The organism is Brucella pseudogrignonensis, from assembly GCF_032190615.1.
In the GTDB taxonomy this organism is placed as follows: Bacteria; Pseudomonadota; Alphaproteobacteria; order Rhizobiales; family Rhizobiaceae; genus Brucella; species Brucella pseudogrignonensis_B.
Genome location: NZ_JAVLAT010000001.1, coordinates 1,886,922 through 1,900,867 on the forward strand (window position 1 = coordinate 1,886,922; position 13,946 = coordinate 1,900,867).

Below are 13,946 nucleotides of genomic sequence, written 5' to 3' on the forward strand. Positions count from 1 at the left end.
CGAAAAGTGTGTAGCGGTTTTCGGATAAGATGCGCGATAGAAACAAGCGCATCCCAAAGAGTGTGTGGCTGCTTTGGGATGAGATGCGCGTGGTGAATATGGGGAAATAAGCGGCATGGCCGTCTATACAGACATTAACGAAATCGAGCTGGGTGCTTTTCTTGAGCAATATGACATCGGTGCTCTGACTTCTTATAAAGGTATTGCTGAAGGTGTCGAGAACACCAATTATCTCCTGCACACAACGACAGGGTCTTTTATTCTCACGCTTTATGAGAAGCGTGTGAACCGGGATGATCTGCCGTTTTTCCTTAATCTGATGCAGCATCTGGCTAAGCGCGGTCTGGAAGGCCCGCAGCCTGTTGTGCGCCGTGATGGCGCGATGATCGGCGAGCTTGCGGGGCGTCCGGCGGCAATCGTGACCTTCCTCGAAGGTATGTGGATGCGCAAGCCAACGGTAGCACATTGCGAAGAAGTTGGCCGTGGCCTCGCCGAAATGCACCTCGCAGGCGAAGATTTTGATATGCGCCGCCGCAATGGTCTGACGCTGCCCGATTGGCGTCCGCTGTGGAACCTATCAAAGGAACGTGCAGACAGCGTTGAGCCGGGTCTGGTTGCCGAAGCAGAAGCCGATCTCACTTATCTCGAAAAGAACTGGCCGTCAGGATTGCCAGAGGGCGTGATCCACGCCGATCTGTTTCAGGATAACGTGTTTTTCCTTGGCGACCGCCTGTCGGGTTTCATTGATTTCTACTTCGCTTGCACAGATATTCTTGCCTATGACGTGGCAGTGTGCCTCAATGCATGGTGCTTTGAGAAAGATTTCTCCTATAATCTCACCAAGGGGGCGGCCCTTCTGCGTGGCTACAATTCAGTGCGTCCGCTTTCGGTTGCGGAAATCGAAGCGCTGCCTGTTTTGGCGCGCGGGGCGGCGGTTCGCTTCATGCTGACCCGTCTTTATGACTGGATTAATGTGCCGGAAGGCAGCTTTGTCATGAAGAAAGACCCGATGGAATATGTGCGTCGTATGCGCTTTCATCGTCAGGTGACATCGGCAAGTGAATATGGTCTTGAATTGAGCGGAGCTGACGCGTGAAGCATATCGAGGCTTTCACCGATGGCGCGTGTTCTGGCAATCCCGGCCCCGGTGGTTGGGGTGCGATCGTGCGCTGGAATGGCCATGTGAAAGAATTGAAGGGCGGTGAAGCCGACACCACCAACAATCGCATGGAATTGATAGCGGCAATTTCGGCTTTATCCGTGCTGAAAGAGCCATGCGAAGTCGATCTTTATACCGACAGTGTTTATGTGCGTGATGGTATTTCTGGTTGGATTGAGGGTTGGAAGCGCAATGGCTGGAAGACAGCCGCGAAGAAGCCTGTGAAGAATGCCGAGCTGTGGCAGGCGCTTGATGAGGCCCGCAAGCCGCACAAAGTGACGTGGCACTGGGTCAAAGGCCATGCAGGGCACCCGGAAAATGAGCGAGCGGACGAGCTTGCCCGTGCCGGTATGGAGCCATTTAAGTATAACGGGCACAAGTCACTTCAGGTTAAGTAACGACCTTTAGATTTTTGTATCTGAAAAAGCCGCGCTGAAATTCAGCGCGGCTTTTTTGATGAGCTTATTTCTTCAAGACTATTTCTGAAGGATCTTTCAGTCTTCCGGCAAGCGAGAATGCCAGCACGGAAGAAACAAGCAAGACACCGCCAACGATGAACATCGGCATTTCGTAAAGGCCGGTAGCATCTTTTACGAGGCCGGTAATATAGGGGGCTGCAAAGCCCGCAATATTGCCGATCGTGTTGATGAGTGCGATGCCCGCTGCCGCTGCCGGGCCGCTTAGAAATCGCGACGGAATAGCCCAGAAGTTCGGCAGGGCCGAGAAAATGGCACAAGCTGTGATCGTGATCATGAGGATCGTCGTGGCAGGCGACGGCATGAAAAGTGCCGCAGGAATGGCGAACGCGCCAACGAGTGCCGGAATGCCAATATGCCATGGGCGCACGCCGCGCTTTGCAGCGTCGCGGCTCCAGAAATACAATGCAATAGCCGCAGGAAGATACGGAATGGCTGTGATCAGCCCCTTATCATACACATTAAACTTCGTGTTGAATTCCTGTTCGAACCCATTGATGATCGATGGCAAGAAGAAAGCGAGCGCATAAAGACCATAGACCAGCCCGAAATACACAATCGACAGAAGCCATACGCGCTTGTCGAAGAGAGCCAGACCGGTCATGCGTCCATGCGCACTTTCCTTGACTTTTTCTTCCTGTGCGAGTGCACCATTGAGCCAGTCGCGTTCTTCCTTGTTCAACCATTTTGCGTCATTTGGCGTATCTGGTAGATAGAAGAAGGTGATGATGCCAACCAGGATCGCCGGAACTGCGACACCGAAGAACATGATGCGCCAGCCTTCAAGGCCGAATGCGCCGTGCATGTCGATCAGCGTTGCGGCGATTGGTGCACCAATGACGATTGTCAAAGGCTGCGCCAGGTAAAACAGTGCCAGAATCTTGTTGCGATGGCGTGACGGCACCCACATCGACAGAAACAGGATCGCACCCGGGAAGAAGCCAGCTTCAGCAATACCCAGCAGGAAGCGCAGAATGTAAAGCTCAGTTGCGCTCGAAACCCATGTGAACAGCAGGGCAACGATACCCCATGTCACCATAATGCGGGCAAGCCATTTGCGTGCACCAAACTTATGCAACGCAAGATTGCTCGGCACTTCAAGAATGATGTAGCCGACAAAGAAAATACCGGCTGCAAAACCGAACTGCGCGGCGGTCAGCGCGAGGTCGGTTGTCATTCCGTTCGGACCCGCAAAGGAAATTGCGGTACGATCCAGGAAGTTGATGAAGAACATCAGCGCGATGAAAGGGACCAGCCGGATCGAAATTTTCGATATGGCCGACTTTTCAGCGGGCGTCATTTCGTGAGATTTTTGCTGCATTGCAGTTCCTCCCTGCTAGCATATTAATCGAAGCGAAGGAGCTTGAAGGCGTGAATATCAAAAGATATTGCTGATTCCGTTGGCAACTGCGCTTTTAAATAGGCAGATAGCTAAAGATTGCGACATGCCGCCGCAAGCGATTTAATGTCGACAAATTGTGATATAATCTCACAGGTATGCTCAGGTACTAACAGGGGGTTCTCATGCGGCCACTTCCATCTTTGAACGCGCTCAAGGCTTTTGAAGCCGTCGCGCGCCATCGTTCAATGACGAGAGCTGCCGAGGAACTATGTGTAACGCATGGAGCGGTTAGTCGTCAGATCAGGTCTTTGGAGGACTCACTTGGTGTCTTGCTGCTTACACGCAACGCGCGATTGAGCGATCCGACACCGGAAGGTGCACGGCTTGCGGAAGGTTTGGCCAGCGCATTTTCAATTATTGAGGGCAGCATTGAGCGCGTGAAACCGGGCCCGCTGACACTTTCCTGCTCCTCGTCCATCATGATGGAGTGGATCATTCCGCGCATTGGTCGCTTTCACGACAGTCATCCGAATATCGAGTTGCAATTTAACATGAATTACGACCGGATTGATTTTATGCGTGACAAGATCGGCATTGCGATCCGTTCGAGTGTGATCGAGCCACCCGCAGATGCCGTTATTCGTGATATGGGACGGGAGGAGATTGGTCTTGTTTGCGCGCCCTCATATCTTGCGCAATGGCCGCTTATTGAACCAGCTGATCTCGCACAGGCATCGGTGTTGGCGACGCATACAAGGCTGGAAGCTTTTGCGGACTGGCAAAAAGCAGCCCATGCAGACTTTCCGGCTCCGGAGCCGAAATCGACATTTCACCATTTCTATTTGCTGATTTAGGCAGTGCTTTGTGGATTGGGCGTCGCGGTCGTCCCGCATATGCTTGTTGCTGAGCACATTGCATCGGGTCGGCTTGTTGCGCCTTTCGGCTTCTGCCCGGGACCACGTCGCATGCTGTTGTGGATTGCTCCACACAGGGCAGGGCAGCCCGATTCGCTTGCGCTTGAAAAATGGTTGACCCGTGAAATGCGCGCCCCACCGAAAAAGCAGGGCGCGTTGTAATTCAGTTTAAAGCTGTTCAAGCAGTGTTGCAGCACCCGATGTCACAGCCTGTCCTGCTTGTTCTTCAATATTGAGGGTTTTAACAACGCCGTCTTCAACAATTGCAGAGTAGCGCTTCGAACGAATGCCGAGGCCGCCCGCAGTCGCATCCAACTCGAGACCGATTTCTTTGGTAAAGATGGCCGAGCCGTCGGCGAGGAACGTGATCTTGCCTTCGCCACCCGTGCTCTGCGCCCATGCCCCCATAACGAACGGATCGTTGACTGAAACAACCACGATCTCATCCACTCCCTTTGACAGAATGGTGTCGCGGTTGTCCAGATAACCTGGCAGATGGTTAAGGTTGCAGGTCGGTGTGAAAGCGCCGGGAACCGCGAAAAGAACAACCTTTTTTCCTGCGAAGACTTCGTCAGTCGTTACTTCTTTAACGCCATCCGCAGTCTTTACCTTGAAGGTTGCTGCAGGGAGCTTGTCACCAACTTTGATCGTCATTGTTTTCTCCTGAAGGTGAGCTCCGCCGTCATGGCTCACCTCTATATATGGCTGAACTTCATCGCCTTTGCTCTAAGCATGGCAGCGACACTTAAGCCGATAATAAGGGTTTTCACAAATTCAATTTACTGATCGTGGTCTAATCAAGCTGAATCTGTCCGGAAACAGCTTTGCCATTCTGCACAAGCGTATAATCAATCTCTGCACCTTTTTTGGCCTCACCGTGAAGCATCGCCGAGAACTGCGACTGCCCTTCAGGTTTAGGCACGGAAAGATTAAGCTGTTCGCTTCCAATAAAAAATTCAGCAGGAGTTGTCTGATCAGGGAGTGCAAGCTCGAAAACAGCTTTGTTGTCTATTCGCTTTACGCTTGTCACACCGAAATCTGGAGAGGCTGGTGCGGGAAGGCGATCAAAGGCTGTTTCAATAATGGTGCGCGTCGCAATGGCTTGCGGCGATTGATCTGTCGCTTCACTTAATGGAAAGTCGAACTGAGCCTGAACCGGGATGCAGATTTTATCGCAAACGCCAAGAAAAACATTGCCTTTCAGACGGTCGTCACCGGGCTTTGATGTGAATGTCAGCGGCAGGGATACAGATTGCTTGTATCCAATGCCGCCCTCATCGCTTGCGCCAAAATAGACGGGCGCGGGGTAATCAATATGCGCGGACGCATCGCCTTCAATGGTGATTTGAGGTGGTACGCCCGCATCGCCCGGGTTGCGCCAATAGGTTTTCCAGCCGGGATTGAGAGTGATCTGCAATGCGCCGCGCTGTTTCTCGCCAGATTTGGTGTCTTCAAGAATAACACGCACCTTACCGCCGGGCGTTTCGGTCCATTGGGACGTCGCAGCCTGTGCATTGATAACGGTGCTTAACAGAACCGGCAGGGCAAGAAATTTAACTGATCGCATTCAGCGAGATTGATCGAAAATCATGTTTCAATCAAGGCCGTGTTTTTGCTGGCATCTTATCGCTCAGGCTTTCAGCAACAGATTGAAAACAACAATAAAAAAAATCGCAGCACCCAAAGCAATATGCATCAGGAGGGCAATATTGGAAATGACGCGCAACCGCGCGTAATCCGGGAAATGATTGCTGATTTCTTCAGGCGGTGTTTGGTTGTGCCACAGATAAAGTGCAAAACGATAATTGCCGCGCGGCATGGTGAAAATATAATAGAGATCAGATACATCGCCGATCGTTTTTGTCATTGATGGACTTTGTCTGATGAAATCAATGAGCGGAGACAGCTTTGTCTGCACATAGATAGAGTAAATTAGGAAAATGGCGGCTGGAGCCAGTATTATATAAATCAGCATAAATACTATTCTTTTCAACTCATAATTGCATTTCTTGCGGACAATGTTTTTCACTGTTTGATCAAAAATCAAGTGATGTTTATCACGGCTAGAAACTTTGCGCGATTTTCATTGTCATTTGGCACAGTCTTGCTACCTTGGTCTTTATGACCATTCTCAGGAAGCCAAACCAGGAGCAGGGTTTCTTAAACGGGCAATTCCTGCTTGCCATGCCCGGAATGAGTGACGAGCGTTTCGCTCGCGCGGTTATTTATATTTGCGCTCATTCCGAAGACGGCGCCATGGGCTTCATTATCAATCAGCTTCAGCCGGTTGGGTTTCCAGACATACTTCGTCAGATCGGAATTGCTGACGACGAAGACCTCATTATGCTGCCGAAGCATGCGCAGAGTATGCTTGTGCGCAATGGTGGCCCTGTTGACCGCACACGTGGGTTCGTTCTGCATAGTGATGACTATATGGTCGACTCGACCATGCCTGTCACTGAAGACATATGCCTGACCGCAACGGTTGATATTTTGCGTGCGATTTATGGCGGCAGTGGACCATCGCGAGCTTTGCTGACGCTCGGCTATTCGGGTTGGGCACCGGGACAGCTTGATATGGAGTTTGCAGAAAACGGCTGGCTGGCGTGTTCAGCGCCGATTGATATGCTTTTTGATAGCGATATTACCGGAAAATACGATCGATTGATGGCGTGGATGGGCATCGACATGACCCGGCTCGTTTCCGAAGCCGGCCATGCCTGACTAAGCTGCCGCTGCATCCTGCTGCTCACGCACGATGCGCGTGGCATCTTCGCGGCTTGCCGGTTCACCGAACATAAAGCTCTGCACATATTCGCAACCCATCTGACGCAGTTGCAGCGCGTCGTTTTCGTTATCAACCCCTTCTGTGACAACAGCCAGACCAAGATCATGTGCCATGCTGACGATGGAGCGCAAAAGCGTTGTTTTCTGCGGCTGATCACCCTTAACGAAAGAGCGGTCGATTTTGATGATATCGAACGGGAAGCGTGTCAGATATGCCAATGACGAATAGCCGGTGCCAAAATCATCAAGCGATAGACCGACACCCATTGTTTTCAAGCGTGCGAGCACATGCGCCGATTGTTCCGGGTTTTCCATCAATACAGATTCTGTGAGCTCCAGCTTCAACGTGCCGGGTTTCAGATGAATCCGCGAGAGAACCGAACGCACATCATTGATAAGATCCTGCCTAATCAACTGCGTGCTTGAGAGGTTGACTGAAACAAATAGATTGAGCTTCGGGAATTGCTCCTGCCATGCGTAGAGATCTTCGGCCGCGCGCTGAATGGCGAACAGACCAAGCTGCACGATCAGGCCGGAGCTTTCTGCAATCGGAATGAATTCTGACGGAGAAATGCTGCCGCGGCGCGGATGCTCCCAACGCATCAGTGCTTCAAAGCCAGCAATTGTTCCTTCATCCAAACGCACAATCGGCTGATAGACGAGACTAATTTCATCGCGTTCGAGTGCACGACGCAGATCGGATTCAAGCTGTAATTTGTCGCTGCCGATCGCGCGGAAAGCAGGGCGGAAGGGCTCGATGCGGTCGCCGCCGAAGCGCTTCGCCTGATGCATGGCAAGCTCGGCGTCCTTCACAAAATCTTCCGCTGAAGCCGCTGTCTTTGTCCATGTTATCAGACCGATTGAAGCCGTCAGCACGATTTCACGCTTGGCATAGGCAATCGGCGCGCGAACGGCTTGTCGCAAGGCTTCAGCAAAGGCGGCAATGCGACCGGGGTCGTTTTCAGATGCCAACAGCAGACCGAACTGGTCGGAAGACAGGCGGGAAAGCGTATCCTGCGGCTTCATCAAACGCGACAGACGGCGCGAGATCGTAAGCAGGATCGTATCGCCTGCCGACATGCCCAAACTGTCATTGACCTGTTTGAAACGGTCAATGTCGATGATGAATACGGTCGGATGCAGTGTGCTTTCGCCGCGCGCCATGTTCATAATGTTGCTCAGGCGATCAAGGAACAGCTCACGATTGGGCAAGCCAGTAAGATTGTCATGAACTGCATCATGCAGAAGACGTTCTTCGGCTTTTTTCTGTTCGGTCACGTTTACCAGCGTGCCAACACAGCGCACGATTTCACCATTGGACCCCATGACAGGGCGCGCGCGCAGTGCATACCAGTGATAATGACCGTCATTGGCGCGCAGGCGGAAAATTTGCCCAATGCGACCACGGCGGTTTTCCAGAATGGCATCAAGTGTCGAGCGGAATCGATCACGATCATCGCCATGCATTGCTGGCAACCAGTTGCGAACCGGGCCTTGCAGGGAACTCGCTGTGTTGCCGAGATAGTTTGCAATATCGGGTGTGGTGACAACGCGGTCGCGCGGAACGTCCCAGTCCCATACAATGTCGCCCGCACCAATCACCGCAAGCGCCTGACGTTCCATGTCGGAAAGCAAGCCTTGCTGGAGCACACCGCCCGAAAAGGCATGTTGCATAACGGTAAAGCCAATGAGCAGAACAATCAGCACCAAGCCGCCGCCAAGTGCTGGCTGAATGATGTCGTTGTCAAGTTGGCCGGAAACCGTCATCCAGGCGCCCAGCAACCAGATCAGCGTGAGCAACCACGCCGGTATGAGCATCACCGCTCGATCATAGCCTTTGATCGCCAGATAACCGATGATGAAGATGCCCGATATGACTGTTAGCGCCAGCGATATGCGCGCAATGCCGGAAGCAACAGGTGGATCAAAGACAGCAACACCTGCGAGAGCCAGAAGGCCTAACACCCATGTGACTGCGCCATAGCTAAAATGGTCGTGCCAGCGATTGAGATTGAGATAGGTGAACAGGAAAATCACCAGTGATGCGGCAAGGGCGACTTCCGTGCCCGCTCGCCAGACCTGTTCGTTTCCCGGCGTTATTTCCATCAGCTTGTTCCAGAAGCCGAAATCAACGCAAATATAGGCGAGAACGGCCCATGCAAGTGCCGCGGTTGCCGGGAAAAGCGAGGTGCCTTTGACGACAAAAAGAATGGTCAGGAACAGTGCGAGAAGGCCCGAAATGCCGAGCAGAATACCGCGATAAAGCGTGTAGGAGTTGACCGCATCCTTGTAAGCTTCCGGTTCCCACAGATAGAGCTGTGGAAGATTGTGCGAGGAAAGCTGCGCGACGAAGGTGATAACTGTCTTCGGGTTAAGTGTGATACGGAAGACATCGGCATCTTCGCTTGGCTGCCTGTCGAGCGTAAAGCCCTCACTGGGGGTTATCGACGAGATACGCGCCGAGCCAAGATCAGGCCAGATTATGTTTGACCCCACAAGACGGAAGTGTGGCGCAACGAGCAGACGGTCAATCTGTTCATCAGTCGGATTTGCAATGGAAAATGCGGCCCAGTCACCAGACGCATTGGAATTGGGCGCTGCCTGCACCTCAATACGGCGTACAATGCCATCGGCTCCCGGTGCTGTGGAAACCTGCACGCTCTCGCCCTGATTGCGCAGCAGCTCTACAGCGCGCGAGAGATCAAGAGCGGTGTCGTCTCTGGAGATTTTTATTGGTTCGACGGCAAGAGAAGGAATTGCTGAACAGGTCAGGATAATGATCAGCGCTATGCAGCGCAGAAAAGCTGAAACGAACCTGTTTGTTATACCATTCACGAGCGTTCAACCTTGCCATTGATCATGCGTAGATCGCTTTCTATCAGGGCAAACAACAGGTGATCCTGCCAGAAGCCATTGATCTTGAGATAAGAGCGCAACAGTCCTTCTCTCTGAAATCCGGCTTTTTCGAGAAGCCGTATCGAACGAACATTATGGGGAATACAGGCAGCTTCGATCCGGTGCAACCTCAGTTCATTGAATGCAAAGGGGATAACCAATGATAAGGCTTCGCTCATATACCCTTTGCCAGCCGCTGATATGCTGCTCCAATAGCCAACCATACCGTTCTGGCCGACTCCACGCCTTATGTTGCCCAGCGTTATCCCCCCGAGAAGCCGATTGTCTTTGCTGTCAAAAATAAAGAAGGGATAGCCGGTGCCATCGGACATTTCTTCCCGAACGCGGCGTAAACGATGACGAAATGCGCTTTTGGTCAGATCGTCGTCAGCCCAGGTCGGCTCCCATGGCGTGAGAAAGCCACGGCTTTGTTCGCGTACACTGGCCCATGTTGCGAAATCACTGAGCAGCGGCTCGCGCAAATAAACACGCTGCCCGCGAAGAAGTGTCGGATTGCTGCGCCGGAATGGCAGGCCGATCATGCTGGTTCTCGTGTTGTTGATGAAGAGAATAAGCTGTTTTTAGAATGTGCACCACTGTTGCATAAACTCTCTATGAAATTACAGCCTATTCTCCGATCCGTTAAACAGCAATCTTCCTCGTATGCGCGCTGGTCGAAAGAGCATCCGTAAGCCCTTCAAAGCTCATCAGACGTCCAACGGGACCGACACCTGCGATTGTTGGCTTGCTATCAAGGAACATACGGCCAGCAAGATCGCTCAGGCGTTCAGGCGTAATGAGCGACAGGCGGTCCATCAGCTCATTGTTTGGCACCGGACGGCCATAGAGCAGAAACTGGCGTGCGATCTGTCCCGCGCGGCTTGCTGCACTTTCCTGCGACATCAACAGGCTCGCGCTATATTGCGCACGGGCACGATTAACTTCTTCGATGCCTATGGAATCTGCGGCTTTATGCAACTCATCAATGATGACGGGGAGAAGCTCTACGAGTTCATCCTTGCCTGTGGCTGCATGAATGCCGAAAAGGCCTGTGTCGGAAAAGCCCCAATGAAATGCATAGACCGAATAGCAGAGGCCACGCTTTTCGCGCACTTCCTGAAACAGGCGGGAGGACATGCCACCGCCGAGGATCATTGACAGAAGCTGCGAAGCGTAAAAATCGCGCACATGATAGGCGCGACCTTCAAAGCCGATCAAAACCTGCGCATCCATCAAATCGCGATCTTCGCGGAAATCGCCGCCAACATATGTCGCAAGGTCAAGGGTTGGTGCGGTGTTATGGGCACGGAAACCGCCCAAACGCTTTTCAACTTCCTTCACAAAATCATCGTGGTCAACGCCACCAGCAGCTGTCACAACCATACGGTCAGCGCTGTACTGTTCGTCCACATACTGACGAAGATCATCGGACGTAAACGACATCACGGTATCCGGTTCACCCAGAATGGCGCGCCCGATCGGCTGGTGACGATAGGCTGTTTCGGTGAAGCGGTCGAAAACGATATCATCAGGCGTATCGTGGGCTGCACCGATCTCCTGCATGATGACCTGCTTTTCGCGCTCAAGTTCGGCTTCGTCGAACTTGGAGGCGGTCAGGATGTCAGCAAGAATATCGATGGCCAGCGGCATGTCGTTGCGCAGCACGCGAGCATAATAGGAGGTGGTTTCGACGCTCGTTGCAGCATTGATTTCGCCGCCAACATTTTCGATGTCAGAGGCAATCTGCCAGGCGGAACGCTTCTCTGTGCCCTTGAAGGCCATATGTTCAAGCAGATGAGCGATCCCGTGACGGTCGGGCGCTTCGTTTCGCGCGCCTGCTTTTACCCAGATACCCAACGCAACGCTTTCCACATGCGGCATGTTATCCGTTACAATGGTCAGGCCATTGGAAAGACGCGTTACTTCAACACCCATATGCAAAATGCTCCCATAGTCCCATTCGGGTTCCCGTTTTTAAATTCCTGAACAAGATATAATCTTATGCCCGGGAATGACGGCGAATGTATTCTTCCACGATTTTCAGGTCGTTGTGAAGAACTGTGAAACTTTCTTTTCGGTCCATCAGGTCCGAAAGCCATGCCGGAAGCGCCGGCGTCACACCACTTGCAGCTTTTACCGCATCAGGGAATTTAGCCGGATGTGCGGTGGCGAGCACAACCATTGGTGTCTTGCCGGACACTTTTTCGCGAGCGACTTTAACTGCAATGGCTGAATGTGGGTCAAGCAAATAGCCATCCGCATCCAGAACCGACTTTATGGTTGCTGCTGTCTCATCAACGGTTGAGCGGCCCGCTGCAAATTCGCTGCGAATGGCAGACAGTGGCTTTTCGGAAATCGTAAAGCCACCGGATTGCTTCATGCTGTCCATCAGGCCACGGACAGCGCTCGCATCGCGATCATGCGCTTCAAACAATAAGCGCTCGAAGTTTGAAGAAATCTGGATGTCCATCGAAGGCGAAGTCGTCTGTTCGACGCCACGCATTTCATAGGCACCGCTTTCGAGCGTGCGCGCAAGAATGTCGTTATCATTGGTTGCGATAATCAGCTGATCAATCGGCAGGCCCATTTTCTTCGCAACATAGCCCGCGAAAATATCGCCGAAATTGCCAGTTGGGACCGTAAACGAGACAGCGCGATCCGGTGCACCGAGACTCAATGCGGCTGAAAAATAATAAACAACCTGAGACATGATGCGTCCCCAGTTGATCGAGTTTACGCCAGAAAGCGAAATCGCATCGCGGAATTCGAGGTCATTGAACATGCCTTTGACCAGATTCTGACAATCATCGAAGTTGCCTTCGATAGAAAGGGCATGAACATTTGAAAAGCCGGAGCTGGTCATCTGGCGCTGCTGCACCGGAGAGACGCGGCCATTCGGGAACAGGATGAAAATATCGGTGTTGTCGCGGCCGCCAAAGGCTTCAATCGCAGCGCCCCCTGTGTCGCCAGATGTGGCGCCAACAATCGTTGCGCGTTCGCCGCGTTGCGCGAGAACATAATCCATCATGCGTGCAAGAAGCTGCATGGCGACGTCTTTGAAAGCAAGCGTCGGGCCATGGAAAAGCTCAAGCACATATTCATTCGCGCCGGTCTGCACCAACGGGCAAACTGCATCATGACGGAACGAGCCATAGGCTTCACGCACCATGCGTTCAAAATCTGCCTGGGGAATTTCGCCATTGACGAACGGCGTCAGAACGGCCAGCGCGATATCCACATAGGATTTTCCACGCAGATCGCGGATCTGATCAGCGGTGAATTGTGGGTATTCCTGCGGGAGATAGAGGCCGCCATCACGGGCAAGTCCGGCGAGCAGAGCATCGCTGAATCCCAGAACTGGGGCTTCGCCGCGTGTGCTTATATATTTCATCTCAAAGGCCTTCGTTTTGGGTCAAGGCAGATTTTTAGCCGAGAATGCAATAAAGCTTCCCTAAAAAAGCCGCAAGAATTAATGCATGTTTTGCGTGATGGGGTTGCTCTTGGCGATAAAAAACAGGAAAACACCCTCACGCTATGCATCGTATAGCGGTGTAGAACAGGTCGATCAGTGCAGGGAAGCCCGGTTTATGCATAAAGCATCACAGAATCGTTCATCATTGTTTCCAGTCGTTGCAACGGTTTTGCTCGCAGCGCTAGCCGGTTGTACCACCAGTGGCACGCAGAATGCGGCGGATAGCGCTGCGCCGCGCGTTAAGGCATCCGACCTTATGGCGTTTTGCCCAAGTGTTTCACTGCGGGAAGGCACGGCCTATTTCAGCACCTATGAAAAAGGCGGCGACCAAGATGCAAGCCGTGTGATTTACCAAGCCTCGCTGACGGATACGACACGTGATTGCCAGCATAATGCAGGCACGATTACGCTTGACGTAGCAGCGGCTGGTAAAGTTGTGCCGGGTCCAAAATACAAGAGCGGCAATATTACAATGCCGATCCGCGTCGCCGTCGTTCAGAATGGCAATGTGATCTATTCCAAACTGCACAAGCAGACAGTCAATGTCAGCAATGGCGGTGGTGCCACGCAGTTTGTATTCAACGATAAGGGAATTTCGATTCCGACTGAAAGCGCACGCAGCGTGCAGATTTTCGTTGGTTTTGATGAAGGCCCATACAATACGAAGTAATCGGGCATAAAAAATCTGGATTTCTTATAAGCGGCCATTGAATTAATCATTGGCCGCTTTTTATTGTGTGTATTTTCGATAATTTAAATATATGAAGATGATATATTCATCGCTTGCTTTGCAGATATTTTGAAAATTGCTACTATCTATTTACATTTTCAATCATTTCGAATTAATGTAATCTATAGAAAAGTGTAGTTTCATTTGGATTTTTGTAGATTTTCATCGAGG

The 13,946-nt window shown here is 52.0% G+C and carries 12 protein-coding genes and 1 pseudogene; 5 read left to right on the forward strand and 8 right to left on the reverse strand.

All coding sequences use genetic code 11. The features are described from left to right. Nucleotides 1-115 precede the first annotated feature (115 nt). The gene (locus tag RI570_RS09120) at nucleotides 116-1,096 is read left to right on the forward strand and encodes a homoserine kinase (protein WP_313828101.1); all 981 of its coding nucleotides are present in this window, start codon (nucleotides 116-118) and stop codon (nucleotides 1,094-1,096) included. Beyond that, the gene (rnhA, locus tag RI570_RS09125; protein ID WP_313828103.1) at nucleotides 1,093-1,557 is read left to right on the forward strand and encodes a ribonuclease HI; all 465 of its coding nucleotides are present in this window, start codon (nucleotides 1,093-1,095) and stop codon (nucleotides 1,555-1,557) included. The genes RI570_RS09120 and rnhA overlap by 4 nt, the downstream gene beginning before the upstream one ends. Before the next feature lie 64 nt (nucleotides 1,558-1,621). Here rnhA and RI570_RS09130 read toward each other — a convergent pair whose 3' ends face one another. Beyond that, nucleotides 1,622-2,956 carry an MFS transporter gene (locus tag RI570_RS09130; RefSeq protein ID WP_313828104.1) on the reverse strand — a complete coding sequence of 445 codons (1,335 nt, stop codon included), beginning with the start codon at nucleotides 2,954-2,956 and terminating at the stop codon, nucleotides 1,622-1,624. Between the two features lie 203 nt (nucleotides 2,957-3,159). Here RI570_RS09130 and RI570_RS09135 point away from each other — a divergent pair. Beyond that, nucleotides 3,160-4,053: pseudogene (locus tag RI570_RS09135) on the forward strand (LysR substrate-binding domain-containing protein). 6 nt (nucleotides 4,054-4,059) lie between these two features. Here RI570_RS09135 and RI570_RS09140 read toward each other — a convergent pair. The 3 genes from RI570_RS09140 to RI570_RS09150 all read right to left on the reverse strand — a co-directional run bounded on the left by RI570_RS09140 (nucleotide 4,060) and on the right by RI570_RS09150 (nucleotide 5,938). Continuing rightward, a complete protein-coding gene (locus RI570_RS09140; RefSeq protein ID WP_313828106.1) occupies nucleotides 4,060-4,545 on the reverse strand; it encodes a peroxiredoxin in 486 nt (161 codons plus the stop codon). A 139-nt stretch (nucleotides 4,546-4,684) separates the two neighbouring features. Next, nucleotides 4,685-5,458 (reverse strand): protein-disulfide reductase DsbD domain-containing protein, encoded by a 774-nt coding sequence (locus RI570_RS09145; protein WP_313828107.1) that lies wholly within the window; start codon nucleotides 5,456-5,458, stop codon nucleotides 4,685-4,687. A 63-nt stretch (nucleotides 5,459-5,521) separates the two neighbouring features. Further along, a complete protein-coding gene (locus RI570_RS09150) occupies nucleotides 5,522-5,938 on the reverse strand; it encodes a hypothetical protein (protein WP_313828109.1) in 417 nt (138 codons plus the stop codon). A 74-nt stretch (nucleotides 5,939-6,012) separates the two neighbouring features. On the opposite strand from RI570_RS09150, the gene RI570_RS09155 reads away from it, so the two are divergent. Continuing rightward, complete coding sequence (locus RI570_RS09155) at nucleotides 6,013-6,615, forward strand: YqgE/AlgH family protein (protein ID WP_313828111.1); 603 nt, start codon at nucleotides 6,013-6,015, stop codon at nucleotides 6,613-6,615. On the opposite strand, the gene RI570_RS09160 is transcribed toward RI570_RS09155, so the two are convergent. From RI570_RS09160 to thrC, 4 genes are all read right to left on the reverse strand, one after another. Next, complete coding sequence (locus RI570_RS09160) at nucleotides 6,616-9,504, reverse strand: EAL domain-containing protein (RefSeq protein WP_409558655.1); 2,889 nt, start codon at nucleotides 9,502-9,504, stop codon at nucleotides 6,616-6,618. 5 nt (nucleotides 9,505-9,509) lie between these two features. After that, nucleotides 9,510-10,115 carry a GNAT family protein gene (locus tag RI570_RS09165; RefSeq protein ID WP_313828113.1) on the reverse strand — a complete coding sequence of 202 codons (606 nt, stop codon included), beginning with the start codon at nucleotides 10,113-10,115 and terminating at the stop codon, nucleotides 9,510-9,512. Between the two features lie 100 nt (nucleotides 10,116-10,215). After that, nucleotides 10,216-11,508: a pitrilysin family protein gene (locus RI570_RS09170; RefSeq protein ID WP_313828114.1), complete on the reverse strand. Its 1,293-nt coding sequence runs from the start codon at nucleotides 11,506-11,508 to the stop codon at nucleotides 10,216-10,218. A gap of 64 nt (nucleotides 11,509-11,572) precedes the next feature. Next, nucleotides 11,573-12,964: a threonine synthase gene (thrC, locus tag RI570_RS09175; protein ID WP_313828115.1), complete on the reverse strand. Its 1,392-nt coding sequence runs from the start codon at nucleotides 12,962-12,964 to the stop codon at nucleotides 11,573-11,575. 196 nt (nucleotides 12,965-13,160) lie between these two features. Between thrC and RI570_RS09180 the strand changes: the two genes are divergently transcribed. Then, nucleotides 13,161-13,715 (forward strand): hypothetical protein, encoded by a 555-nt coding sequence (locus tag RI570_RS09180; RefSeq protein ID WP_313828116.1) that lies wholly within the window; start codon nucleotides 13,161-13,163, stop codon nucleotides 13,713-13,715. Nucleotides 13,716-13,946: the final 231 nt, after the last annotated feature.